Genomic DNA, 24260 nt, shown 5'->3' with positions numbered 1-24260 from the left:
GTTCCCACGCAGAGCGTGGGAACGATCAGTGGCTATTAACCCGGCTGCCAGCCGCCGCCGAGTGCGGTCAAAAGTCCCACGCTCGCCTGCAACTGCCGGGTCTGCACCGCCTGCAACGTTCTCTGTGCCTGCAACGCGGCGGTTTGGGCGGTGACCACGTCCAGGTAACTCACCGCCCCGGCCTGATAGCTGTTCATCGCCAAGGCCTGGGTATGTTGCGCCGCCTCTGCGGCCGCTTGTTCGTCCTCGGCTTGCTGCTGCAAATCCCGCAGTTGTGCGAGGTTATCTTCCACCTCGCGCACGGCTTTCAATACGTGGCTACGGTACTGTGCCGAGGCTTCCTCGAATTCGGCCTTGGCCTGGCGCTCGTTGGCGCTCAAGCGTCCGCCATCGAAGATCGGCAGGTTCATCTGCGGCCCCAGTGCCCAATACCGGTTGCCGGCGGACAGCAGGTTGCCAACGCCTTGGGTCTGTCCGCCCAGCACACCGGTCAAACTGAAATCCGGGAACCACGCCGCCTTGGCCACGCCGATCGTTGCGTTGGCCGCAAACACACGACGTTCAGCTGCGGCAATGTCTGGACGACGCTGCAGCAAGTGGCTGGGCAACTGCGCCGGAATGCTTGGCAACGCCATTAGCTGCGGGCTGGGCGGCAATGAAAAATCACTGGCCGTCACGCCCACCAATTCGCCGATGGCATGCTCGGCGAGGTTGCGCTGGCCACGCACTTCGTCCAGCTGCGCCTTGGCTTCGGCCAGTTGGTTTTGCGCGCGGGTCAGGTCCAGTTCCGACGCAATCTGGCCTTCATAACGGCTGCGGGTCAGTTGCAACGCTTGGCTGAAGTCCTGCAACGACGTGTTGAGGATTCGGCCCTGTGCATCCAGCCCATTGAGCTGCACATACAGGCTCGCCAACTGCTGTTGCAGGCTCAGGCGCACCACCGCCAGATCATCAAAGGACGCTTGCGCCTGGGCATCGCCCGCAGCGACCTGGTTGCGGATTCTGCCCCACAGGTCGAGGTCGTAACCCAGGGAGAACCCAGCGGTATTGCTGTTGTACACCGACGGCTGTGTAGTACCGCGTAGCGGTCGTGAATCCGATTGACGTTGGCGCAGCGGTTGCGCGCTGGCGGTGATTTGCGGGAAAAGGCCCGCGTGCAGTTGACTGGCGTAGGCCTGGGACGCATCGAAATGCGCCAGCGCCGCGGCCAGGTCCGGGTTGGCCTTGAGCAGTTGCTGCTGCAGCCCGTTCAGGCGCGAATCGTTGTAAAGCTGCCACCACTGGGGCGCCAGTTGATCCGACGGTTGCGCGCTGTGCCAGGGGCCATCGCTGGTTTGTTCGCGGTAGTGGGCGGGCAGGTCAATCGATGGCACCGTATAGGTGGGCGCCATCGAGCAACCCTGCAACGCCAGCACCATCAGTGCCGCCAGCGGCTTAAGCCTTGGGCGCATGCGTACCTCCCGAGGCGTCGGCCAGTTGCACCGGGTCGCCTTCGCGCAGGGCGTCGGGCGGGTTGTCGATGATGCGGTCAGCAGGCTTCAGGCCTTGGTCGATCACCAGGCGCTCGCCGAGGTCCAGGCCAATATGAATGTCTTGCAGGTGCACATGGTTGCGACCGTCCAGTACCGCAACCTGGGTGCCCTGGGCGCGGAAGATCAAGGCGCTGGCCGGGATGCTCACGCCATGGGTATCGGCCGGAATCGGCAGGGTGACTTCGGCGTAATCGCCTGGCAGCAGTTCGCCGTTGGGGTTGTCGGCAACGAACTGGGCGAGCAGGGTGCCGGAGCGGCGGTCGATGGCAGTGGAGTCACCGATCAGGCGTGCCTTGAAGTGCTCGCCGGGGTGCTCAGGGACGGTCAGTTCAGCCTCAAGGCCCGTGTGAATCACCGCTGCATAGTTCTGCGGCACCGGCACGTACAAGCGCAATTGGTGGGTGTCGGCAATGTTGAACAGTTCCGGATCGCTGGCGTTATCGGCCTTGATCAACTGGCCGATGTCCGTGTTGCGGGCGGTGATGGTGCCGGCGAACGGCGCGCGCAGGGTCTTGTAGCTTTCCAGGGCGCACAGTCGTGCGTAGTCCGCTGCGGCGGCTTCGGTGTTGGCCTTGGCGGCTGCGGCGTTGGAGGTTTTCTCATCGGCGTCCTGGCGCGATACCGAATGGCTGGCCAGCAGGTTTTGCCAGCGGGTCGCCGTGGTGGCTGCCAGGCGTGCATTGGCTTGTTGCTGGATCAGGCGGGCATGGGCCTGGGCCAGTTGTTGGTCAAGGTCTGGGCTGTCGATTTCGGCGAGGATTTGCCCGGCCTTGACCTGGGCACCGATGTCGACTTTCCAGTCCTTCAAGTAGCCGCTGACCCGCGCATGGATCGCCGCTTTGCTCCATGCGTCCAGGTGGGCGGGCAGGCGCAGGGTGTCACCGCCGGCGTTTGGCTTGGGTTGGAACACCATTACCTGGGGGACGGCGGCGGCTTCGGTCCAGGCGGTGACCGACTGCTCGTGCAGCGTACGCGCGTGCAGGCCGCTGGCGACTAACAGGGCAGCCAACGTCAGGCCACCGACACCCAGGAGCATCAGACGCTTGCGCGAGGGTTTTTGATCAGGCGACATGGGGCGTTTCTCCAGCAGTTGCGCGAGTAGGATGACGACCGTGGACCAGGCTGAAGACCACGGGAACAAACAACAAAGTGGCGATGGTGGCGAAGACCAGGCCACCGATGACCGCCCGGCCGAGCGGGGCGTTCTGCTCTTCGGAAATGGCCAGGGGCAACATGCCGATGATCATTGCCAGGGCAGTCATGCACACCGGGCGAAAGCGCGTATAGCCGGCTTCCAGCGCGGCTTTCAACGCATCGCCATGTTCAGCCAGGCGCTCACGGCAGAAGCTCACCACCAGGATCGAGTTGGCGGTGGCCACGCCCATGCACAAGATGGCGCCGGTGAGTGCTGGCACCGACAACGAGGTGCCACTGAGAAACAGCATCCACACGATGCCCGCCAATGCTGCCGGCAACGCCGTGATGATCACAAAAGGGTCGGCCCATGATTGGAAGTTGACCACGATCAGCAAGTAGATCAGCACCACCGCGCCGAGCAGTCCGAAGCTCAAACCACTGAACGCCTCATGCAGCGCATCGATCTGCCCGTGCAGGCTGATGGTCGCGCCTTTGGGGCGCAGGGACGCAGTGTCATCCAGCACCTTTTGCACATCGCGGGCCACACCGCCGAGGTCGCGGCCTTGCACGTTGGCGTACAGGTCCAGGGTTGGTTCGATGTTGTAGTGGGTCACCACGGCCGGGCTCTGTACCCGGGAGATGGTTGCCACGCCGCCGAGAATTTGCGCCTGCCCATCGGCACCGGTCACTGGCAGCGCTTCCAGGGACGGCAGGCTGTCGAGGCGGTATTGCGGGGTGGCGGCGACGATGGAGTAAGACACGCCGTTGGCCGGGTTGAGCCAGAAGGTCGGCGCGGTTTGCGAGCTGCCGGCGAGGGAGGCGACCATGCTGTTGGTGACGTCACGCTCGGTGATGCCCAGGCCATTGGCGCGCATACGGTCCACGTTTACTTGCAGCGAGGGGTAGCCGGTGGACTGCTGGATCCGCAGGTCGGCAATCCCCGGTACATGTTGCAAGCGCCGTTCAAGCTCGACGGCATAGGCGCGGTTTTCCGCGTCATTGCGCCCGGAGATTTTGACGTCCAGAGGGGCGGGAGCGCCGAAGTTGAGGATCTGGCTGCTGATGTCGGCGGGCAGGAACGCAAAGTGGCTGCCGGGGAAACTTTGCGGCAGGGCTTCACGCAGTTTTTTCACATAGTCGGCGGTGGGCGCGTGGTGCGTTTTCAAGCTGACCTGGATGTCACCGTCCTGCGGGCCGATGGTGCCGCTGCTGCTGTAGGCCATGTCGATGCCGCTGAGCGGAATGCCAATATTGTCGACGATGGTGTCCAGTTCTTCGGCCGGGATAACCTCGCGAATCCGTGCTTCGATGCGATCGAACGCCGCGGCACTTTCTTCGATGCGCGTGCCCAGTGGCAAGCGCACATGCAGGGCCAAGGCACCCGCATCGGTGGCCGGGAAAAAGTCCTGGCCCAGGCTCGGCAACAGCAGGAACGACGCGAGTACGCAGGCCAGGAACCCGACAATGAAGCGCTTGCGTGCACCCAGCGCCAGCGTCAGCAGGCCATGGTAGGTGTCGCGGATATTGGAAAAGTGCCGCTCGAATCCCTGTTGAAAATTCAGCACCGATTGCAACAACGCATTGCGCGGCCTCAAGTGCTGTTCACCCTCGTGGTGATTGATGAATGCATCTTCCGGATGATGCCCCGCGCCTGCCTCCGGCCTATGTGGTTTGAGCAAATACATCGCCAGCGTCGGCACCAGGGTACGCGAGAGAATGAACGAACTGGCCATGGCAAAGATCACCGCCAGCGCCATTGGCCGGAACAGGTAACCGGCGATGCCTTGCAGCAAAAACATCGGCACGAACACGATGCAGATGCACAACAGCGAGACGAAAGCCGGGCCGACGATTTGCGCGGCGCCGTCGAGAATCGCGGCCTTCACCGCCTTGCCTTGCTCCAGGTGCCAGTTGATGTTCTCGATGGTCACCGTGGCGTCGTCCACCAGGATGCCCACCGCCAACGCCAGCCCGCCCAATGTCATCACGTTGAGGGTTTGCCCACTGACGGCCAACAGCGCGATGGCCGACAGCACTGCCAGGGGAATCGACGCGGCGATGATCAAGGTCGAGCGCCAACTGCCGAGAAACAGCAGGATCATCGCACTGGTGAGCAGTGCGGCAATGATGCCTTCCTGGGCCACGCTGCCCACCGACTGCTTGACGAACACCGAGGCATCGCCCAGCAGCGAGGTTTTCAGCGACGGTGGCAAGGTTTCGTTGATGCGCGGCAGCATCTGCCGGATACCGTCGATGATCGAAAGCGTGGAGATGCTGCCGTTTTTCAGCGCCGGCATCAGCACGGCGCGATGGCCGTCGACCCGCACGATATTGGTTTGCGGTGGTGAACCGTCGCGCACATGGGCCACTTGGCCGATGGTGATCAGCGCACCGTCGACGGTCTTGATCGGCAAGTCGTTGAGCTCATCAATCGCCTTGGGGCTGTTGTTGAGCAGGATCGTGTATTCGTTGGGGCCGAGCTTGGCGGTGCCCACCGGGATGATCTGGTTCTGCAGCGCCAGGGCGTTGCCCACGTCCTGGGCCGACAAGCCTTTGGCGGCCAGGGCTTGAGGGTCGAGGTCGAGGGTGATCTGCCGTTGCTTGCCACCCATTGGGGTGGGCATGGCCAGGCCGGGCAGGGCGCTCAAGGGCAGGCGGATATTGTTCTGCACCAGGTCGCGAATTTTGGCTTCCGAAAGGCTGGGGCTGGAGAACGCCATTTGCAGGATCGGCACCGTGGAGGCGCTGTAGTTGAGGATCAGCGGTGGGGTGATGCCCGGTGGCATTTGCTTGAGCACGGTTTGTGACACCGCCGTGACCTGGGCATTGGCGGTACGGATATCGACGCCAGGCTGGAAGAAGATCTTGACGATGCCCATGCCGGGCAACGATTGCGACTCGATATGCTCGATGTCGTTGACGGTGGTGCTCAGGGAGCGTTCGTAGGTGTAGATCACCCGGCCGGCCATGGCGTCCGGAGACAGGCCGTTGTACTGCCACACTACGGCGACCACGGGAATGCCGATATCGGGAAAAACATCCGTGGGCGTGCGCAGGGCCGCCATCGGCCCGATGATGCAGATGAATATAGCCAGCACGATGAAGGTGTACGGCTTGTGCAGTGCGGTCTTTACCAGCCCGAGCATGCGTGAGTCTCCGAGAAGAGCAGGATTGCAAACCCCGGCAGTCTTGACCGACCCACCTAACACGCACCTTTCAGCCAGGTGAAGGAAGTTTTAGTCAAGGGCTGAAGATACTTTCATAGGGATTCATTTGTTCCAGGAAGGGCGGCTCATCAAGCTTGTCAGCCATCGGATACGAGCTTTTCATTCATGCCCTTTGGAGCCCTGTCATGTCACTCAAACCACTGTTGTTAGTTCCCGTCCTTGGCTTTGTCTGTTTACTGTCGGCCTGCGCCGGCCCGATCCCCAAGGCGGACCCCAGCGAAGCCTGGATCGGCTTGCAGGAAGAAGCGCCGAATGACCTGATGGCCGAGCGTGTCGATGGCAAGCGGGTGGACGATGGGCGCTATTTTGAGGTGACCCCGGGTGACCATCGCCTGGACGTGACTTTATTTGAAGACGAGCCGGGTGATGACAACCAGCAGGACTGCCAGGGCCGCATCGAGTACAAGCATTTCAAGGCAGGTGAGCACTACACCCTGGTGGAGTCGAGCCTGGGCACCACGGTGCGCGCGTCTCTTGAGGACGACCACGGCAAGGAAATTGCCGCGACCCAGGACTTCAATTGCATGCCTGGCTAGGCGTGATGCGCCGTCGCCTTGTGCGGTTCTGCAGGTGCAGCAGGTTTGACGTGGGGGTGATGATGCCGGCGCGTCACGCGCATGACTCCCCACAGCATGGCGGCGGCGACGGCCAGCCAACCACAGATCAACAGGAAAATCGTTGTCGCAAGGCTCATTCGGGCCTCCTTTCGCCCACTTGGGGCACACACAGTCTTCTCAATGGACAGTCTAGTCAGCTGGCGGTTGCCTGCTATTGACCAATGGTCGAGTCGGTCCAACTTCTTTGCTCTATCAGCGCCGCTTTACTGAGCCAGTGGGCTATACCGGCGGGGCGGGGCGCCCTATGATCGGAGGCCTTTACCGGCAGTTGATCAAGAGAGTGAAAAAATTGCGCTTACGGTCGAACCTTAAAACCTCCTTGCTGCTCGCCGCTGCCCTTGGGCTGGCGGCCTGTGCCAGCAGCACACCATCGAAACTGCCAGGCTTGCCGGAGCGCGTTGAACTCACTGGCGTGCCGACCTTTCGCAGCGAGGCTTATCAGAGCGGTCCTACGGCACTTGCCAGCATGCTGTCGCAACAAGGCATTGTCATGACACCGGGTTTGCTTGATAAACCGCTGCACCTGCCCGGCGCCGAGGCGGACCTTGAGCGCAACATGCAAGTGTTGGCACGTGAATACGGGCTGATGGTGTATCCACTGGAGGCCAAGCTGACCGCCGTGCTGGCGCAGGTGGCGGCGGGTTACCCAGTGATGGCGCGGATCAACGCCAGTTATTGGTCCGGGGCGCGCTATGTCGTGGTGGTGGGGTTCAACCAACAGAAGAGTACGGTGCTGTTGCGCTCTGGCAACGAGCGCCGGCTGATCATGCGCTTCAGCGACTTCGAGTCGGCGTGGGCGAGCGCGGGCCATTGGGCCATTCTGACCCAGCGCCCGAGCCAGTTGCCGGCCAATGTGGACGTGCAGCGCTGGCGCGAAGCGGCCAATGCCACGGCGCAGGCGGGGCAGGAGCAAGCGGCGGCCCAAGCGCTCAAGGTGTTGGCAGAGAAGAAGTGAAGCTCAAATAATGTGGGAGCGGGCTTGCTCGCGAATGCGGTGGGTCAGCCATGAATGTAGCGACTGATACCCCGCATTCGCGAGCAAGCCCGCTCCCACACTAAAACCGTTGCTTATCGACGCACTTCCGCAGCGGTCGCTCGGTTCTTGAGGTTTTTATCGGCCTTGTAACGCAGCGCCACATCCGGCACTGCGCCGCCTTTGCCGGTCTCGACCCAGCTACGAATACGGCTGGCATCGGCAAAATGGGTGAACTTGCCAAAGGCATCCAGAATCACCAGCGACACCGGGCGATTGCCCATGCTCGTCACCAACACCAGGCAATGGCCGGCCTGGTTGGTGAAGCCGGTCTTGGTCAGCTTGATATCCCAGTTGGCGCGGTTGATCAGGTGATCGGTGTTGGAGAAGCCCAAGGTGTAATTAGGCTTGCGGAACGACACGGTCTTTTCCTTGGTGGTGCTCAACTGGCTCAGCATCGGAAACTTGCGCGCATAGGCCAGCAGCTTGCTCAGGTCGCGGGCGGTCGACACGTTATGGATCGACAGGCCGGTGGGCTCCACGTAGTGGGTGCTGGTCATGCCCAGGGACTTGGCCTTGGCGTTCATCGCGGCAATGAAGGCCGCGTAACCGCCTGGATAGTGGTGGGCGAGGCTGGCGGCGGCGCGGTTTTCCGAAGACATCAGCGCGATCAGCAGCATTTCCTTGCGTGGCATCTGGCTGCCGATCTTCACCCGGGAGAACACGCCTTTCATCTCGGGCGTGTCGGTGATGTTGATGTCGATGTACTCGTCCATATTCTGCTTGGCTTCGAGGACGATCAGGCCAGTCATCAGCTTGCTCACCGAGGCGATAGGTACCACCACGTCAGGGTTGCTGGAATAAATGACTTTATTGGTCTGCAAGTCGACCAGCATGGCGCTGCCGGAGGCGATCTGCAGCTTGGAGGCGTCACGCGGGGCCAGGGTGGATTCGGCGGCGTGGGCGAAGGTGCCTGTTAACGCAAAAAACAGGCTGACAATAGAAAGACGAATTTTCACGCGGATGAACTCGCTAAAAAGTAAGGAAATGCCGTTGTAGAACGGGTCTTAAGACAAATGACGTTACATTTTAGGAGTATGGATGAAGAACTGTCGAATGTTCTTCTAGAACCAGACGAAAGTGCCTAAAAACTAAGAAAAAACGGTTTTTTTACGGGCAATAAAAAGCCCTGCGCTAAGGCAGGGCTTTTTCATCACCTCTGGTTATTAACCGTGCAGCGTTTCCGCTGCATATAAGGTGTTTTCCAGCAAGCAGGCCCGGGTCATCGGCCCGACACCACCGGGGACCGGCGTGATCCAGCCTGCTCGGGGCAGGGCGGTTTCATACACCACGTCGCCCACCAACTTGCCGTCTTCCTGGCGGTTGATACCCACGTCAATAACGATGGCGCCTTCCTTGATCCACTCACCCTTGACCAGGCCCGGCTTGCCGGCGGCGACTACCACCAGGTCGGCACGGCCGACGTGGCCGGCGAGGTCCTTGGTGAAGCGATGGGTGACGGTCACGGTGCAGCCGGCCAGCAGCAGCTCCATGGCCATCGGGCGACCGACGATGTTCGATGCGCCCACCACCACAGCGTCAAGGCCGTACAGGTCGACACCGGTGCTTTCCAGCAGCGTCATGATGCCTTTAGGCGTGCATGGGCGCAGCAGGGGAATGCGTTGGGCCAGGCGGCCGACGTTATAAGGGTGGAAACCGTCGACGTCTTTGTCCGGGCGGATGCGCTCAAGCAGTTTGGAGGCGTCCAAATGCTCTGGCAGCGGCAGTTGCAGGAGGATGCCGTCCATGCCCGGGTCATCGTTGAGGCTGTCAATCAGGTCGGTCAGGGCCTGTTGAGTGGTGTCCGAAGGCAAGTCGTAGGCCTTGGAAATAAAGCCGACCTCTTCACAGTCTTTACGCTTGTGCGAGACATAAACCTGAGAGGCAGGATCGCTGCCGACCAGGATCACCGCGAGGCCAGGCGTGCGCAGGCCTTGCTGGCTGCGCTCGGTGACTCGTTTGGCGATCTGCTGGCGCAGGCTGGCGGCGATTGATTTGCCGTCGATAAGTTGTGCAGTCATTACGCGTGATTAACCATCGAGAGGGGGAAGAAAAGTGCGCGCATTCTCGCATGCCAAGGCGCGAGGGCAAAGGCGCTTGGTCTGCAAATTGCCCTAACCCCTTAAATAAAATCAGTTTTTTTCAAAAAAGATTTGACGGGTTTCCAGGGCATCTATACTATTCGTCGCACTTGTCGGGCACAGCCTAGCACTGGTTAAGAAGGTCGAGCAGAATAGTTGTACTGCAAGGCTGGAAGCACTTAGTTTGTAATCCTCCAAGAGTACAGATTAATAAGGCGCCCGTAGCTCAGCTGGATAGAGCATCCGCCTTCTAAGCGGATGGTCGCAGGTTCGAGTCCTGCCGGGTGCGCCATTAGGCAGCTTTGGCACAAGTAGCGCTATATGGTGGGCGTAGCTCAGTTGGTAGAGCACGGGATTGTGACTCCCGTTGTCGAGGGTTCGATCCCCTTCGTCCACCCCATATTCTGAAAGGCGCCAGATTTAACAGTCTGGCGCCTTTGCTTTAAGAGCTTCAAGCGCGGATGTGGTGGAATTGGTAGACACACTGGATTTAGGTTCCAGCGCCGCGAGGCGTAAGAGTTCGAGTCTCTTCATCCGCACCAATTAAAGCTTTTCCCGGTCGTCAGGCGGGGCAGGGCTCAACAAAGAAGTGGTTTGGTTTCTTTGTTAACGCAATATGGTGGGCGTAGCTCAGTTGGTAGAGCACGGGATTGTGACTCCCGTTGTCGAGGGTTCGATCCCCTTCGTCCACCCCATATTCGAAAGGCGCCAGATTTAACAGTCTGGCGCCTTTTTTGGTTTTGGCGGTTTGTTATTGGGTGGTTGCAGGTGCTGGGCTGCCCCGGCAGGGCGTGTCGTCGTATTTATGTATCTCGATGATGCCGCGTTGCTTGCTCGCTTTGTTCGCAGGGCGGGCCGCCAGGGAGATGAATGGTTGTTCCTTCTATATATAGAAAGGGGCGGCGCAGAGCCCTGGCGCAATTTGGCTGTATTTGTCACCGGGGCGAGGTACTTCAGTGCTTTCGTACCGATAAATTGCCGGCTGTTTTTCGCGGTGTTTTCAGTAGGGTGACTTCTTGAGTTTGACCCACTAGAATGCATGCCCTTGATTGGGGTCGGAAATGGCCGGCTAATGTCTGTGCAACGAGGAATATCCATGCAAGTTTCTGTTGAAAATACTACTGCTCTCGAGCGCCGCCTGAGCATCACCGTGCCGGCAGAGCGTATCGAGACTGCGGTCAACAAGCGTCTGCAGCAGACTGCCCAAAAGGCCAAGATTGCTGGTTTCCGTCCAGGCAAAGTGCCTATGAGCGAAATCAAGCGTCGTTTTGGTGCCGATGCGCGCCAGGAAGCTGTAGGTGACGTGATCCAGGCTTCCTTCTACGAAGCCGTTGTCGAGCAGAAGCTGAACCCTGCTGGCTCGCCTTCGATCGAGCCCAAGTCCCTGGAAGCGGGCAAGGACCTGGAATACGTTGCCGTATTCGAAGTGTTCCCGGAATTTGAAGTGGCCGGTTTCGAAGGTATCGAAATCGAGCGTCTGAGCGCCGAAGTGGCTGATTCGGACCTGGACAACATGCTGGAAATCCTGCGCAAGCAGAACACTCGTTTCGAAGTGGCCGACCGTGCCGCCCAGAACGAAGACCAACTGAACATCGATTTCGTTGGCAAGGTTGACGGCGAAGTCTTCGCTGGCGGCTCCTCCAAGGGCACTCAGCTGGTGCTGGGTTCCAACCGCATGATTCCTGGTTTCGAAGACGGCCTTGTTGGCGCCAAAGCCGGCGAAGAGCGCGTTCTGAACCTGACTTTCCCTGCTGACTACCAGAACCTGGACCTGGCTGGCAAAGCCGCCGAGTTCACCGTTACCGTCAACAGCGTTTCCGAGCCTAAGCTGCCAGAGCTGAACGAAGAGTTCTTCGCTCAGTTCGGCATCAAGGAAACAGGCATCGAAGGCTTCCGCACCGAAGTTCGCAAGAACATGGAGCGTGAGCTGCGCCAGGCTATCAAGTCCAAGGTCAAGAACCAGGTCATGGACGGTCTGCTGGCCGCCAACCCGATCGAAGTGCCTAAGGCCCTGCTGTCCAACGAAGTGGATCGCCTGCGCGTTCAAGCGGTTCAGCAGTTTGGCGGCAACATCAAGCCTGATCAACTGCCGGCCGAGCTGTTCGAAGAGCAAGCCAAGCGCCGCGTTGTGCTGGGCCTGATCGTGGCCGAAGTGGTCAAGCAGTTTGACCTCAAGCCAGACGAAGACCGCGTTCGCGAAATGATCCAGGAAATGGCTTCGGCCTACCAGGAGCCTGAGCAGGTCGTGGCTTGGTACTACAAGAACGAGCAGCAGATGAACGAAGTACGTTCGGTTGTGCTGGAAGAACAAGTTGTGGATACTGTTCTGCAGAAGGCTAAGGTGACCGATAAAGCGGTCTCTTACGAAGAAGCAGTCAAACCGGCGGAAGCAGCACAAGCCGACTGATTGTCCAACTCGTTGGAAATTCAACCATAAGCCAGCCTCGCGCTGGCTTATGCGTTTTCAAGACATGACTATTTGGGAGTAACTGCAGAGCATGTTCCGTAATTCCTATATTCAGCAGAACTCTGATATCCAGGCCGCAGGCGGCCTGGTCCCGATGGTTGTCGAGCAGTCCGCTCGTGGCGAACGCGCCTACGACATCTACTCGCGCCTGCTCAAGGAACGAGTGATCTTTCTGGTTGGCCCGGTAGAGGACTACATGGCCAACCTGATTTGTGCGCAATTGCTGTTCCTTGAAGCGGAAAACCCGGACAAGGACATCCATCTCTACATCAACTCACCGGGCGGTTCGGTGACTGCGGGCATGTCGATCTACGACACCATGCAGTTCATCAAGCCAAACGTGTCGACCACCTGTATTGGCCAGGCGTGCAGCATGGGCGCCTTCCTGCTGACCGCGGGTGCCGAAGGCAAGCGTTTCTGCCTGCCGAACTCGCGTGTGATGATTCACCAGCCACTGGGCGGTTTCCAGGGCCAGGCGTCGGACATCGAAATCCACGCCAAGGAAATCCTCTTCATTCGTGAGCGTCTCAACACGCTGATGGCCAAGCACAGCGGGCGCACCCTGGAAGAAATCGAGCGCGATACCAACCGTGACAATTTCATGAGCGCTGAAGCCGCCAAGGAATACGGGTTGATCGACGCAGTGATCGACAAGCGCCCCGCTTAATATAAGCCGCTCAAAATAGGGCTGGTCGGCATGTCCGACCACTGGCGGGCTTGAAAAAGCCCGCATAAGCCTTCATCTTGTGTTGCAAGCCTATCGGATTTGGATCGAACGAATGACTGACACCCGCAACGGCGAGGACAACGGCAAGCTGCTCTATTGCTCCTTCTGTGGCAAAAGCCAGCATGAAGTACGCAAATTGATTGCCGGCCCCTCGGTGTTTATCTGCGACGAATGCGTCGACCTGTGCAATGACATCATCCGTGAGGAGGTGCAGGAAGCCCAGGCCGAGAGCAGTGCGCATAAATTACCTTCGCCTAAAGAAATCAGCGGCATCCTTGACCAGTACGTCATTGGTCAAGAGCGTGCAAAGAAGGTTCTGGCCGTAGCGGTGTACAACCACTACAAGCGCTTGAACCAGCGTGACAAGAAAGGTGACGAGGTTGAACTTGGCAAGAGCAACATCTTGCTGATCGGTCCTACAGGCTCGGGTAAAACCCTGCTTGCAGAAACCCTCGCTCGCCTGTTGAACGTTCCGTTCACCATCGCCGACGCCACCACCCTCACCGAGGCTGGCTACGTGGGTGAAGATGTCGAGAACATCATTCAGAAACTGCTGCAGAAGTGCGACTACGACGTAGAGAAGGCCCAGATGGGTATTGTCTACATCGACGAGATCGACAAGATCTCGCGCAAGTCGGACAACCCGTCGATCACCCGGGACGTTTCCGGTGAAGGCGTGCAGCAGGCCCTGTTGAAACTGATCGAAGGCACGGTTGCTTCCGTTCCGCCACAAGGCGGCCGCAAGCACCCGCAGCAGGAATTCCTTCAGGTTGATACGCGCAACATCCTGTTCATTTGTGGCGGTGCGTTCTCCGGTCTGGAGAAGGTGATTCAGCAGCGTTCCACCCGTGGCGGCATTGGTTTCAGTGCGGAAGTGCGTAGCAAGGAAGAGGGCAAGAAAGTGGGCGAGTCCCTGCGTGAAGTCGAGCCTGACGATCTGGTCAAGTTCGGTCTGATCCCGGAATTCGTTGGCCGTCTGCCGGTCCTGGCGACGTTGGACGAGTTGGATGAGGCGGCTTTGATCCAGATCCTCACCGAGCCGAAAAACGCCCTGACCAAGCAATACGGCAAATTGTTCGAGATGGAAGGAGTAGACCTCGAGTTCCGTACCGATGCGCTGAAATCGGTGGCCAAGCGGGCACTGGAGCGCAAGACCGGTGCACGTGGCCTGCGTTCTATTCTCGAAGGCGTGTTGCTCGACACCATGTACGAAATCCCCTCGCAGTCCGAGGTGAGTAAAGTGGTGATCGACGAAAGCGTGATCGAAGGCAAATCCAAGCCACTGTATATCTACGAAAACAGTGAGCCGGCTGCCAAGGCTGCACCCGACGCGTAAGCGTTCAGCAGTTGCGGTACAAGCAAGGGGCCTCTAGGGGCCCCTTGTTTTTTGGGGGCTTTTCTCGGAGCGGTGGTTAAATTCGCGTGTATTCATGCGTTTAACTACTGGCATTGAGCTTGTTTTTTTTGCATGTAACCCCCATCTTGGTTTCAAGCTTATTTTTGAACTGTCATAGAGGCGAAATCATGAAGACAACCATCGAATTGCCTCTCCTGCCGTTGCGTGATGTCGTCGTCTATCCGCACATGGTTATCCCGCTGTTCGTGGGGCGCGAGAAGTCTATCGAAGCCCTCGAGGCCGCGATGACGGGCGACAAGCAAATCCTGCTGTTGGCCCAGAAGAATCCTGCCGATGATGATCCAGGTGAAGATGCCCTGTATCGCGTCGGCACCATTGCCACTGTCCTGCAATTGCTCAAACTGCCCGATGGCACCGTCAAGGTGTTAGTCGAAGGTGAGCAGCGCGGCGCCGTAGAGCGTTTCATGGAGGTGGATGGCCACCTGCGTGCAGAAGTGGCGCTGATCGACGAAGTCGAAGCCCCGGAGCGTGAGTCCGAGGTGTTCGTGCGCAGCCTGCTCTCGCAGTTCGAGCAGTATGTGCAACTGGGCAAAAAAGTTCCGGCTGAAGTCCTGTCGTCCCTCAACAGCATTGATGAGCCAAGCCGCCTGGTCGACACCATGGCCGCCCACATGGCGCTGAAGATCGAGCAGAAGCAAGACATCCTCGAAATCATCGACCTGTCGGCCCGTGTCGAACACGTGCTGGCGTTGCTGGATGGCGAAATCGACCTGCTGCAGGTTGAGAAACGCATCCGTGGCCGTGTGAAGAAGCAGATGGAGCGTAGCCAGCGCGAGTACTATCTGAATGAGCAGATGAAGGCCATTCAGAAAGAACTCGGTGACGGCGAGGAGGGCCACAACGAAATCGAAGAGCTGAAGAAGCGTATCGATGCCGCTGGCCTGCCCAAAGACGCCCTGACCAAGGCCACCGCGGAGCTGAACAAGCTTAAGCAGATGTCGCCGATGTCGGCCGAAGCCACCGTGGTGCGCTCGTATATCGACTGGTTGGTGCAAGTGCCGTGGAAAGCCCAGACCAAGGTGCGCCTGGACCTGGCCCGTGCTGAAGAGATCCTCGACGCTGACCATTACGGCCTGGAAGAGGTCAAGGAGCGCATCCTTGAGTACCTCGCCGTGCAAAAGCGTGTGAAAAAAATCCGCGGGCCGGTGTTGTGCCTGGTCGGGCCTCCAGGTGTGGGTAAAACATCCCTGGCGGAATCGATTGCCAGCGCGACTAACCGCAAGTTCGTGCGCATGGCCTTGGGTGGCGTGCGTGACGAAGCGGAAATCCGTGGTCATCGCCGCACCTACATCGGTTCGATGCCAGGAAGATTGATTCAAAAGATGACAAAGGTGGGTGTACGCAACCCGCTGTTCCTGCTCGATGAAATCGACAAAATGGGCAGCGATATGCGTGGCGATCCGGCGTCGGCCTTGCTCGAAGTGCTTGATCCCGAGCAGAACCATAATTTCAACGACCATTACCTGGAAGTCGACTACGACTTGTCTGACGTAATGTTCTTGTGCACCTCCAACTCCATGAACATTCCGCCAGCCTTGCTGGATCGGATGGAGGTGATTCGTCTGCCGGGATACACCGAAGACGAGAAGATCAACATCGCCGTCAAGTACCTGGCGCCCAAGCAGATTTCGGCCAACGGCCTGAAGAAGGGCGAGATCGAATTCGAGGTCGAGGCGATCCGTGACATCGTGCGCTACTACACCCGCGAGGCCGGTGTACGGGGCCTCGAGCGCCAGATCGCGAAGATCTGCCGCAAGGCGGTGAAGGAGCACGCGCTGGAAAAACGCTTCTCTGTGAAGGTAGTTGCCGATTCCCTGGAACACTTCCTGGGCGTGAAGAAATTCCGCTACGGCCTGGCCGAGCAACAGGATCAGGTCGGCCAGGTGACTGGTTTGGCGTGGACTCAGGTAGGTGGCGAATTGCTCACCATCGAAGCTGCGGTGATTCCGGGCAAAGGCCAATTGATCAAGACCGGTTCCCTGGGGGACGTGATGGTCGAATCCATTACCGCCGCGCAGACCGTGGTGCGCAGCCGCGCCCGCAGCCTGGGCATCCCGCTGGACTTCCACGAGAAGCACGACACCCATATCCACATGCCGGAAGGGGCGACCCCTAAAGACGGCCCTAGCGCTGGCGTAGGCATGTGCACGGCGCTGGTATCAGCGTTGACCGGCATTCCTGTACGCGCCGATGTGGCGATGACCGGGGAAATTACCCTGCGTGGTCAGGTATTGGCGATCGGTGGTCTGAAAGAGAAATTACTCGCTGCGCACCGGGGTGGAATCAAGACCGTGATCATTCCTGAAGAGAATGTTCGCGACTTGAAGGAAATTCCTGACAATATCAAGCAGGATCTTCAGATTAAACCGGTTAAATGGATTGACGAGGTCCTGCAAATTGCGCTGCAATACGCGCCGGAGCCCTTGCCGGATGTGGTCCCGGAGATAGTCGCGAAGGACGAAAAACGCGAGTCCGATTCCAAGGAAAGAATTAGCACGCATTAATGTGTTGGAGCCTGGGGGGCTTCCTTGACAGCTTTTTAGAGCCCTTGTTATAAAGCGGCTCTTAAGTGTCTGTAGGCCATTCAGCACTGGTTTTGCTTTTTACCAAAAAACTTAGAATCATACTCAATAGATATATAAGGGGACTTAGAGTGAACAAGTCGGAACTGATTGATGCTATCGCTGCATCCGCTGATATCCCGAAAGCTGCTGCTGGCCGTGCGCTGGACGCAGTAATCGAATCCGTCACTGGCGCTCTGAAGGCCGGCGACTCCGTGGTACTGGTAGGCTTCGGTACTTTCTCTGTGACTGACCGCCCAGCTCGCACTGGCCGTAACCCACAGACCGGCAAAGCACTGCAAATCGCTGCTGCCAAGAAACCAGGTTTCAAAGCCGGTAAAGCCCTGAAAGAAGCCGTTAACTAAGCTTCGTTCAAGCCTTTGCTTACCCGGGTCGGACGCAGGTCTGGCCTGGCAGCGGAGCGGTAGCTGACCCACGTATCGGGTCGCCACGCCGGGGGTGCAGATTCGAACCCCCGTCCGCTCCGCCAGTTACGAGAAGGCGCATCCTCGGATGCGCCTTTCTTCTATCCGGACTCTACCCACGCTCCACGGTTGCCTAATTTTTGAAGTTCAACCGTTTCTGGGGGACGCATGCTGCAAAATATCAGGGACAATTCACAAGGCTGGATTGCCAAGACCATTATCGGGATCATCGTCGCTTTGATGGCGTTCACCGGTATCGAAGCCATTTTCCAGGCTTCGGGTAATAACAAGCAGGACGTGGCCAAGGTCAATGGTGAAGAAATCACCCAGACCGAACTGAGCCAGGCCGTCGATATGCAACGGCGCCAGCTGATGCAACAGTTGGGCAAGGATTTCGATGCTTCCCTGCTGGACGAAAAACTGCTGCGCGATGCTGCCCTCAAGGGCCTGATCGACCGCAAGCTGCTGCTGCAAGGTGCTGCCGATTCCAAGTTCGGCTTCTCGGAAGCGGCGCTGGACCAGGTGATCCTGCAGACGCCGGAATTCCAGGTGGACGGCAAGTTCAACGCCGAACGCTTTGACCAGGTGATCCGTCAGCTGGGCTATAGCCGCATGCAATTCCGTCAAATGCTGACCCAGGAAATGCTGATCGGCCAGGTTCGCGCAGGCATCGCCGGCAGCGGTTTTGTGACCGACGCCGAGGTGCTGGCATTTGCCCGTCTGGAAAAACAGACCCGCGACTTCGCTACCGTCAACATCAAGGCTGACCCTGCGGCGGTGAAACTCACCGACGACGAGGTCAAGGCCTACTACGACCAGCACGCCAAAGAGTTCATGACCCCGGACCAGGTGGTCATCGACTATCTGGAGTTGAAGAAGTCTTCCTTCTTCGACCAGGTCAGCGTCAAGGACGATGAGCTGCAGGCTGCCTACGAGAAGGAAACCGCCAACCTCGCTGAACAGCGTCGTGCCGCGCATATCCTGATTGAAGTCAACGACAAGGTCACCGAGGCGCAAGCCAAGGCCAAGATCGAAGACATCCAGGCGCGCCTGGCCAAGGGTGAGAAGTTCGAAGCCCTGGCCAAGGAGTTCTCCCAGGACCCAGGTTCGGCCAACAATGGCGGTGACCTCGGCTTTGCCGGCCCTGGCGTTTATGACCCGGACTTCGAAACCGCGCTGTACGGCTTGAAGCAAGACCAGGTGTCGGCGCCAGTGCGCACTACCTTCGGTTGGCATCTGATCAAGTTGCTGGGCGTTGAAGCGCCTGAGGTGCCATCGTTCGCCAGCCTGAAAGACAAGCTGACCCGCGAGCTCAAGGCACAGCAGGTTGAACAGCGTTTTGTCGAAGCGACCAAGCAATTGGAAGATGCGGCATTCGAAGCCTCTGACCTGGCCCAGCCGGCGTCTGACCTGAAGCTGACCGTCCACACTTCCGCGCCGTTTGGCCGTGAAGGTGGCGAAGGTGTTGCGGCCAACCGTGCCGTGGTCACTGCAGCCTTCAGCCCGGAAGTGCTGGATGAAGGTGCCAACAGCAGCGCTATCGAGCTGGACCCGGAAACCATCATCGTGCTGCGTGCCAAAGAGCATCTCAAGCCGGCCCAGTTGCCGCTGGAGAACGTCGCTGCGGCCATTCGCACCCAGATGACCAAGGAGCGCGCGAGCGCTGCCGCCAAAGCCCATGCCGACGAGTTGATCGCCAGCCTGCGTGATGGCAAGACCGCGCTGGACCAGCCGGTTGACGGCCAGGCCTGGAAGGTGACTGAGGCAGCTACCCGTGGTCAGGACTCCATCGACCCGGCCGTGCTGCAAGCCTTGTTCCGCATGCCCAAGCCTGTGGCCAAGGACAAGCCGACCTTCACCACCGTGACCCTGCGCGATGGCAGCCTGGTGATCGTGCGCTTGAACGGTGTGAACGAAGCGGCGGCCCCTACGGACGAAGAAAAAGCGCAATACCGCCGCTTCCTCGCTTCCCGTATTGGCCAGCAGGACTTCGCGGCCTACCGCAAGCAGCTGGAAACCCAGGCAGACATCAAGAAGTATTGATGCCGGCCTGAATAAAAAGACCCCGACCTGAAAAGGCCGGGGTCTTTTTTTGCCCTTGATAAAGCGGCTACTCAGTTAAATGGGACTGTCACTGTGGCGAGGGAGCTTGCTCCCGTTGACTGCGCAGCAGTCCCGGCTTTTTAGGCTCCCTCGCCACAGGTTGGTGCTCTGCCTCAGATAGGCTTGGCAGCAAACTTGAGCTTGCCCCACGTCAACCCGATCACCGCCGCCAGGGTTGAAGCCGCCAATACGCTCAGCTTCGCAGCCGACAGCAGGGCCGGGTCGGAAAATGCCAGGGACGAGATAAAGATCGACATGGTGAAACCGATCCCCGCCAGCAGGCCGACCAGGCCAACGCCCGTCCAGGTCACACCGTCCGGCAGCTTGCAGATGTTGAGCTTGACCAGCGCCAGGCTCGCCAGCATCACGCCCAGAGGCTTGCCGAGCACCAGGGCGAAGATGACGCCCATGAACACACCGTGGGCCAGCGGGTCATCCAGATTGAAACCGTCCAGGCTCACACCGGCGTTGGCCAATGCAAACAGCGGCATCACGCCGAACGCTACCCACGGGTGCAGCGCCGATTGAACACGCTGCACCGGCGGCAGTATTTCCCGTTGAGCTTCGCGCAATTGCTTGAGGGGCGTGGCGACTTGTTGGGCCCCTTCGGCTGGCTGCGAGAACCGGTCCATCAGCTCGTTGAAGGTGCGTTCGATGGTTTCCAGCGGGCGTTCCCGGGTGGGCTTGGAATTGACGGGGGTCATCAAGCCAAGGATCACCCCGGCGAGCGTCGGGTGCACGCCGGTCTTGAGCAGGCCAAACCACACGATAGCGCCTGGCAGCAGGTAGATCGCCGCCTTGCTGATGCCCATGCGTTGGAACACCAACACCAGGGCCAGCCCGCCGGCAGCAATCACCAAGCCCATGTAGTCGAGGCTGGCGGTGAAAAAGATCGCGATGATCAGAATCGCCACGATGTCATCGATGATCGCCAAGGCCAGCAGCAGGATGCGTACGCCACTCGGAATCGATTTGCCCAGCAGCGCAAGCACACCCACGGCAAAGGCGATGTCGGTCGCGGTGGGGACTGCCCAGCCACTCGCGGCGGCGGTGTCGTGGTTGAGCAGGGTGTAGATGAGTGCGGGCATCAGCACACCGCCCAACGCCGCGCCCAAGGGCAGCGTGGCCAGCTTCAGGTTGGCGAGGGCGCCGTCTTTGATTTCCTGGCGGATCTCGGTACCGACCACCAGAAAGAAAATGGTCATCAGCCCGTCATTCACCAGAAAATGCAGGGAGCGCGACACGCTGTAATCGCCCAGCCCGAGGGTGATGGGCGTGTTCCAGAAATGCTCGTAGGTCGCGGCGGCGGGGCTGTTGGCCCACACCAGCGCGACGATGGCGGCCAGCAGCAGCACGATACCGCTGACGGCTTCGATGTGTGAAAAGCGCTCAAGGGCGGACAGCGCGCCCTCAGTCAAACGCTGGGGGCGGGGGATGGCGGGGTGTTTATCAGGCACGACAAATCTCCATTGGCGGCCCGACCAATGCTTGGCTTTTAACCTGCGCCGTGCTTTATGCAACAACGCACCCAGGGGCGATGATAGGAAGGTGAGGAATAAGTTGTAAACAAACTTGTCATCGCGCGGGCAGCGCTTTACCCCGGATTGCGCCCAGCGCCAACACGATCAATCCTAGAACTGCCCATGGAAATGCCACGACGCCCCAACGTTCGAGCAAGAGCCCGCCCACTAATCCACCTCCGGCGATGCCCAGGTTCCATACCGTGACCAACATCGATTGGGCGGCATCGGCCGAGTTGCCAGCCGACTTGGCCAGCGCGGTTTGCAATAGCGCTGGGAGGCCACCGAAGGCGAGCCCCCACAACGCCACGCTGACGTAAATGGCGACTACGCAGTTGAACCATAGTCCGAGCAGCAGGGCCGCAACGGCGAACATCGCGCAACTGATGAGGGTCAGTAGCCTCAGGTGCCGGTCAATCCAGACGCCTACCAGCCAGATACTCAGCAGGGCCATCAGGCCGAACACCAGCAGCACGCGATCAATCTCGCGGCCGATACCGGCGGGCACCAGCAAAGGGGCGATGTAGGTATAGAGAATGTTATGCGCGAGCACGTAGGTAAAGGTCACCCAGAGCACCGGCCGTATGCCTGGCAACGCCAGTACCTGACGTAAGCCGAGGCGTTTGCTTGGCGGTTCACCGGCAAAATCCGGCAGTTGCCAACGCGCCCATACCAGCAGTAACAGGGTCAGGCCAGTCATGATGGCAAAACTGGCGCGCCATCCGACCAGCGTACCCAGCAGGGTGCCGGCGGGCACGCCGAGGGACAAGGCCAGCGGCGCACCCAGCATGGCCACGGCAATCGCCCGGCCCTGCAGATGAGGTGCGACCATACGACTGGCGTAACCCGCCAGCAAGGCCCACAGCAAGCCCGCGAACACACCGGCGAAAAATCGTGCAGCCAAGGTCAAGCCATAGTGGCTGGAAAAGGCGGTGACACTGTTAACCAATGCAAAGCCGCCGATGGCGATCAACAGCAACGGCCGCCGGCGCCAACCCCGGGTCAGCAATGTCAGCGGGATAGCGGCGAGCAACGAGCCGAGCGCATAGAGCGTTACCAGTTGCCCGACCAGAGCCTGGGAGACCCCGAGCCCAGCACCGATTTGCGGTAACAAACCGGCGGGCATTGCCTCGGTGAGGATGGTGATAAAGCCGGCGCAGGCCAACGCCAGCAAACCGGCCAGTGGCAGCGGTTCAGCGTGGGGGGCTGTATCGATCAATTGGGGGCTGTCGTTCATCGGGGCTCTCCTTGAAAGGGTCAAGGCGCCAGGGTAGGGGGCTGCGAGGCGCGGAAAAACAGGCTAAGGTTCCGAACTTATCGGACGTTGATGTCCGCAATCGGCAAAGGCATCACCATGGACAATCTGGGCAGCCTCTCGGTTTTTGTGCAGGTCGCGCAAACGCTTAGCTTCACCGCTGCGGGCCGTGCACTGGGCGTGTCATCGTCGGCGGTGGGTAAAAGCATTGCGCGAATGGAAGAGCGCCTGGGCGTCAGGTTGTTTCATCGCAGCACCCGCAGCATCACTCTGACCAGCGAGGGCGCGCTCTTCCTGGAACGTTCGCGGCGCATCCTGGCGGAGTTGGAAGCGGCCGAACAGGAATTGACTGAGGTCACTGCCAAGCCTCGCGGCAAGCTGCGGATCAGTGTGCCCCAAGTGCGTGGTTTGTTGATGCCGGTGATCAGCGATTTTATGCGTGCCTACCCGGACATCGAGTTGGATGTGGATTTTTCCGATCGCATGGTGGACGTGATAGAGGAGGGCTTCGACGCGGTGATTCGCACCGGCAAGCCAGAAGATTCGCGCTTGATGGTGCGCCATCTTGGGCATTACCAGTTGGTCCTCGTCGGTACGCCCGGCTACTTCGACCAGCACGGCACCCCCCGTCGGCCCCAGGACCTGAATCATCACGCCTGCCTGCGGCACAAATTCTGCGCCACCGGTAAGCTGGAGCCTTGGCCGCTGCGTCATGTCCCGGGGGCGGCAGAACTGAACCTGCGCGCACCGCTGGTCAGCACTACCATCGAGTCCCTCAATCATGTGGTGCAAGAAGGACTGGGCATTGCGTGCCTGCCGGACTACATGGTCAACCAGGCCGTACAGCATGGGCGTTTGCGACGGGTGCTGGATGAGCACCTCGAACATCGCGGCAGTTTCTGGTTGCTGTGGCCGGCCAGTCGCCATGCTTCGGCCAAGCTGCGGGCCTTTATCGATCATATGTGCGCCGGGCTTTTTCCTACTGACGCCGCTGTCTGAGCTTGAGATGTTTTACCGACAGGAATCGCGCTTCAATGTCGCGTTCTGTTGCACAATACCGTCCGGACCGTTTTCTTCAGGATTTTCAATGTCGACATCATTTCACTTGCGCAATCTCGGGTTGGCGCTGGTGCTGGCGGGCGCCGCGGGCTGCTCGTCACCCAAGACCGCTATCTATGAACATGAGAATTTCGACGATTCCGGTACGTTTTCCCGCGATTACCCGGTCAGCGATGTGGCGGCCTGTGAAGCTGCGCGCCGTGCCCTGCTGAGCCAGGGCTACATCATCACCAGCAGCGATCCGAAGTTGGTGGCCGGCAACAAGAGCTTCCAGCAGACCGGCGAGACCCACCTGCAGATCAGTTTCAATGTGGTGTGCGCTGCTGATGGCAAGGGCAGCAATCACTCGACGATGTTTGCCAACGCCTTGCAGGACCGCTATGCGCTGAAGAAGGTCAACAACTCCGCGAGCCTCGGTGTGGGCGTGCTGGGCTCGGTGTCGATGCCGATTGGCTCCACCGACGACTCGATGGTGAAGGTGGCAAGCGAGACCGTCTCGGCACCGAAGTTCTACGAGCGCTACTTTGCGTTGGTGGACGTGTTCCTGCCGCAGGAAGTAAAGCAGGCCGAGCATATCCCCGAGCAGCCCAAGGCCGACCTCGGCGTGCCCGAGCCCAAGACCGCTCCGGCAGCCGAGAAGGTCGAAGCGCCGAAGGATGTGCCTGTAGCGCCTGCGGCTGCAGAGCCGCTTGCGCCGCCACCTGAGGCTGCACCGATTGCACCGGTGACAGAGCCTGCTCCGGTTGCACCGGCGCCGACTGATCCGTCCTTGCCGGCGCCGACGGAAGCGATTCCACCGCTTCCGATGCCTGCGCAGTAACGCAATGCTGTTCTGATGTGGGAGCGGGCTTGCTCGCGAATACGGTGTAACAGTCGCCAAGTGTGTTCAATGACCCACCGCTTTCGCGAGCAAAGCCGCTCCCACATTTTGACCGAGGTTGCGGTTGAGTTAAATCAAGTGATCGCCGCTACGTTTAATCCTGAAGAGCAGGAATGTCACGGCGTCGACATTTTTTCGTCATGACGGCACTTTAGGCTGGGTTCGCAGGTCATTAATCTGCAACCGCTTTCAACACGAAAAGGAGTCCACCATGGACGA

General features: G+C 59.5%; 18 protein-coding genes and 4 tRNA genes. 14 read left to right on the top strand and 8 right to left on the bottom strand.

Annotation, left to right across the window (positions count from 1 at the left end; translation table 11 throughout):
• Window positions 1-35: 35 nt before the first annotated feature.
• Genes OC445_RS16535 through OC445_RS16525 form a run of 3 tightly spaced genes read right to left on the bottom strand, consistent with a single transcriptional unit; the run spans window position 36 to window position 5815 of the window.
• The gene (locus OC445_RS16535; protein ID WP_198790558.1) at window positions 36-1451 is read right to left on the bottom strand and encodes an efflux transporter outer membrane subunit; all 1416 of its coding nucleotides are present in this window, start codon (window positions 1449-1451) and stop codon (window positions 36-38) included.
• Window positions 1435-2604: an efflux RND transporter periplasmic adaptor subunit gene (locus OC445_RS16530; RefSeq protein WP_105227222.1), complete on the bottom strand. Its 1170-nt coding sequence runs from the start codon at window positions 2602-2604 to the stop codon at window positions 1435-1437. Before OC445_RS16530 ends, OC445_RS16535 begins: the two co-directional genes overlap by 17 nt.
• Entirely contained in the window at window positions 2594-5815 is a 3222-nt protein-coding gene (locus OC445_RS16525; RefSeq protein ID WP_198790557.1) for an efflux RND transporter permease subunit, read from the bottom strand. The genes OC445_RS16530 and OC445_RS16525 overlap by 11 nt, the downstream gene beginning before the upstream one ends.
• A 206-nt stretch (window positions 5816-6021) precedes the next feature.
• Here OC445_RS16525 and OC445_RS16520 point away from each other — a divergent pair, with 206 nt between their 5' ends.
• The gene (locus OC445_RS16520) at window positions 6022-6432 is read left to right on the top strand and encodes a hypothetical protein (RefSeq protein ID WP_198790556.1); all 411 of its coding nucleotides are present in this window, start codon (window positions 6022-6024) and stop codon (window positions 6430-6432) included.
• Here the strand turns inward: OC445_RS16520 and OC445_RS16515 are convergent.
• Window positions 6429-6590 carry a hypothetical protein gene (locus OC445_RS16515; protein WP_164919344.1) on the bottom strand — a complete coding sequence of 54 codons (162 nt, stop codon included), beginning with the start codon at window positions 6588-6590 and terminating at the stop codon, window positions 6429-6431. The genes OC445_RS16520 and OC445_RS16515 overlap by 4 nt on opposite strands.
• Before the next feature lie 212 nt (window positions 6591-6802).
• Between OC445_RS16515 and OC445_RS16510 the strand changes: the two genes are divergently transcribed.
• Window positions 6803-7468, top strand: coding sequence for a peptidase C39 family protein (locus OC445_RS16510; protein ID WP_057975025.1), 666 nt, complete (start codon window positions 6803-6805; stop codon window positions 7466-7468).
• A gap of 113 nt (window positions 7469-7581) precedes the next feature.
• Here OC445_RS16510 and pbpG read toward each other — a convergent pair whose 3' ends face one another.
• Both pbpG and folD read right to left on the bottom strand, forming a co-directional pair.
• Entirely contained in the window at window positions 7582-8505 is a 924-nt protein-coding gene (gene pbpG, locus OC445_RS16505; RefSeq protein WP_236455073.1) for a D-alanyl-D-alanine endopeptidase, read from the bottom strand.
• 207 nt (window positions 8506-8712) lie between these two features.
• Window positions 8713-9567: a bifunctional methylenetetrahydrofolate dehydrogenase/methenyltetrahydrofolate cyclohydrolase FolD gene (gene folD / locus OC445_RS16500; RefSeq protein ID WP_003192259.1), complete on the bottom strand. Its 855-nt coding sequence runs from the start codon at window positions 9565-9567 to the stop codon at window positions 8713-8715.
• A 275-nt stretch (window positions 9568-9842) separates the two neighbouring features.
• Between folD and OC445_RS16495 the strand changes: the two genes are divergently transcribed.
• The 10 genes from OC445_RS16495 to OC445_RS16450 all read left to right on the top strand — a co-directional run bounded on the left by OC445_RS16495 (window position 9843) and on the right by OC445_RS16450 (window position 19267).
• Window positions 9843-9919: transfer RNA gene (locus tag OC445_RS16495), tRNA-Arg, on the top strand.
• 32 nt (window positions 9920-9951) lie between these two features.
• Window positions 9952-10027: transfer RNA gene (locus OC445_RS16490), tRNA-His, on the top strand.
• Between the two features lie 57 nt (window positions 10028-10084).
• Window positions 10085-10169 (top strand) — tRNA-Leu (locus OC445_RS16485).
• 77 nt (window positions 10170-10246) lie between these two features.
• Window positions 10247-10322: transfer RNA gene (locus OC445_RS16480), tRNA-His, on the top strand.
• A 401-nt stretch (window positions 10323-10723) separates the two neighbouring features.
• Window positions 10724-12034 (top strand): trigger factor, encoded by a 1311-nt coding sequence (tig, locus tag OC445_RS16475; protein ID WP_034127949.1) that lies wholly within the window; start codon window positions 10724-10726, stop codon window positions 12032-12034.
• A 91-nt stretch (window positions 12035-12125) separates the two neighbouring features.
• The gene (gene clpP, locus OC445_RS16470) at window positions 12126-12761 is read left to right on the top strand and encodes an ATP-dependent Clp endopeptidase proteolytic subunit ClpP (protein WP_003192255.1); all 636 of its coding nucleotides are present in this window, start codon (window positions 12126-12128) and stop codon (window positions 12759-12761) included.
• 112 nt (window positions 12762-12873) lie between these two features.
• A complete protein-coding gene (gene clpX / locus OC445_RS16465; RefSeq protein ID WP_003192254.1) occupies window positions 12874-14157 on the top strand; it encodes an ATP-dependent Clp protease ATP-binding subunit ClpX in 1284 nt (427 codons plus the stop codon).
• A gap of 188 nt (window positions 14158-14345) precedes the next feature.
• A complete protein-coding gene (gene lon / locus OC445_RS16460; RefSeq protein ID WP_034127948.1) occupies window positions 14346-16742 on the top strand; it encodes an endopeptidase La in 2397 nt (798 codons plus the stop codon).
• 149 nt (window positions 16743-16891) lie between these two features.
• The gene (locus OC445_RS16455) at window positions 16892-17164 is read left to right on the top strand and encodes an HU family DNA-binding protein (RefSeq protein WP_003174819.1); all 273 of its coding nucleotides are present in this window, start codon (window positions 16892-16894) and stop codon (window positions 17162-17164) included.
• A gap of 228 nt (window positions 17165-17392) precedes the next feature.
• Window positions 17393-19267, top strand: coding sequence for a SurA N-terminal domain-containing protein (locus tag OC445_RS16450; protein ID WP_103299422.1), 1875 nt, complete (start codon window positions 17393-17395; stop codon window positions 19265-19267).
• Window positions 19268-19440: 173 nt separating this feature from the next.
• On the opposite strand, the gene nhaA is transcribed toward OC445_RS16450, so the two are convergent.
• Both nhaA and OC445_RS16440 read right to left on the bottom strand, forming a co-directional pair.
• Window positions 19441-20784, bottom strand: coding sequence for a Na+/H+ antiporter NhaA (nhaA, locus tag OC445_RS16445; RefSeq protein WP_054897258.1), 1344 nt, complete (start codon window positions 20782-20784; stop codon window positions 19441-19443).
• Window positions 20785-20902: 118 nt separating this feature from the next.
• On the bottom strand, window positions 20903-22084 hold the full coding sequence (locus OC445_RS16440; RefSeq protein ID WP_127880739.1) for an MFS transporter: 1182 nt from the start codon (window positions 22082-22084) through the stop codon (window positions 20903-20905).
• Between the two features lie 117 nt (window positions 22085-22201).
• On the opposite strand from OC445_RS16440, the gene OC445_RS16435 reads away from it, so the two are divergent.
• Both OC445_RS16435 and OC445_RS16430 read left to right on the top strand, forming a co-directional pair.
• Window positions 22202-23101 (top strand): LysR family transcriptional regulator, encoded by a 900-nt coding sequence (locus OC445_RS16435; protein ID WP_169918742.1) that lies wholly within the window; start codon window positions 22202-22204, stop codon window positions 23099-23101.
• A gap of 88 nt (window positions 23102-23189) precedes the next feature.
• Window positions 23190-23981, top strand: a complete 792-nt coding sequence (locus tag OC445_RS16430; RefSeq protein WP_034127943.1) for a DUF2242 domain-containing protein — start codon at window positions 23190-23192, stop codon at window positions 23979-23981.
• Window positions 23982-24260 lie beyond the last annotated feature (279 nt).

This window comes from Pseudomonas sp. Pse35 (assembly GCF_024519715.1).
In the GTDB taxonomy this organism is placed as follows: domain Bacteria; phylum Pseudomonadota; class Gammaproteobacteria; order Pseudomonadales; family Pseudomonadaceae; genus Aquipseudomonas; species Aquipseudomonas paracarnis.
The sequence above is the reverse complement of the archived record's forward strand: the minus strand, read 5'-3'. Positions and strand labels throughout refer to the sequence as shown.

Excerpts from the sequence above, each read along its gene's own strand:
- OC445_RS16535 (WP_198790558.1), bottom strand. The coding sequence starts at position 1,451 with ATGCGCCCAAGGCTTAAGCCGCTGGCGGCACTGATGGTGCTGGCGTTG.
- OC445_RS16530 (WP_105227222.1), bottom strand. The coding sequence starts at position 2,604 with ATGTCGCCTGATCAAAAACCCTCGCGCAAGCGTCTGATGCTCCTGGGT.
- OC445_RS16430 (WP_034127943.1), top strand. The coding sequence starts at position 23,190 with ATGTCGACATCATTTCACTTGCGCAATCTCGGGTTGGCGCTGGTGCTG.
- OC445_RS16525 (WP_198790557.1), bottom strand. The coding sequence starts at position 5,815 with ATGCTCGGGCTGGTAAAGACCGCACTGCACAAGCCGTACACCTTCATC.
- OC445_RS16450 (WP_103299422.1), top strand. The coding sequence starts at position 17,393 with ATGCTGCAAAATATCAGGGACAATTCACAAGGCTGGATTGCCAAGACC.
- OC445_RS16515 (WP_164919344.1), bottom strand. The coding sequence starts at position 6,590 with ATGAGCCTTGCGACAACGATTTTCCTGTTGATCTGTGGTTGGCTGGCC.
- OC445_RS16520 (WP_198790556.1), top strand. The coding sequence starts at position 6,022 with ATGTCACTCAAACCACTGTTGTTAGTTCCCGTCCTTGGCTTTGTCTGT.
- lon (WP_034127948.1), top strand. The coding sequence starts at position 14,346 with ATGAAGACAACCATCGAATTGCCTCTCCTGCCGTTGCGTGATGTCGTC.
- OC445_RS16440 (WP_127880739.1), bottom strand. The coding sequence starts at position 22,084 with ATGAACGACAGCCCCCAATTGATCGATACAGCCCCCCACGCTGAACCG.
- folD (WP_003192259.1), bottom strand. The coding sequence starts at position 9,567 with ATGACTGCACAACTTATCGACGGCAAATCAATCGCCGCCAGCCTGCGC.
- tig (WP_034127949.1), top strand. The coding sequence starts at position 10,724 with ATGCAAGTTTCTGTTGAAAATACTACTGCTCTCGAGCGCCGCCTGAGC.
- clpX (WP_003192254.1), top strand. The coding sequence starts at position 12,874 with ATGACTGACACCCGCAACGGCGAGGACAACGGCAAGCTGCTCTATTGC.
- OC445_RS16435 (WP_169918742.1), top strand. The coding sequence starts at position 22,202 with ATGGACAATCTGGGCAGCCTCTCGGTTTTTGTGCAGGTCGCGCAAACG.
- clpP (WP_003192255.1), top strand. The coding sequence starts at position 12,126 with ATGTTCCGTAATTCCTATATTCAGCAGAACTCTGATATCCAGGCCGCA.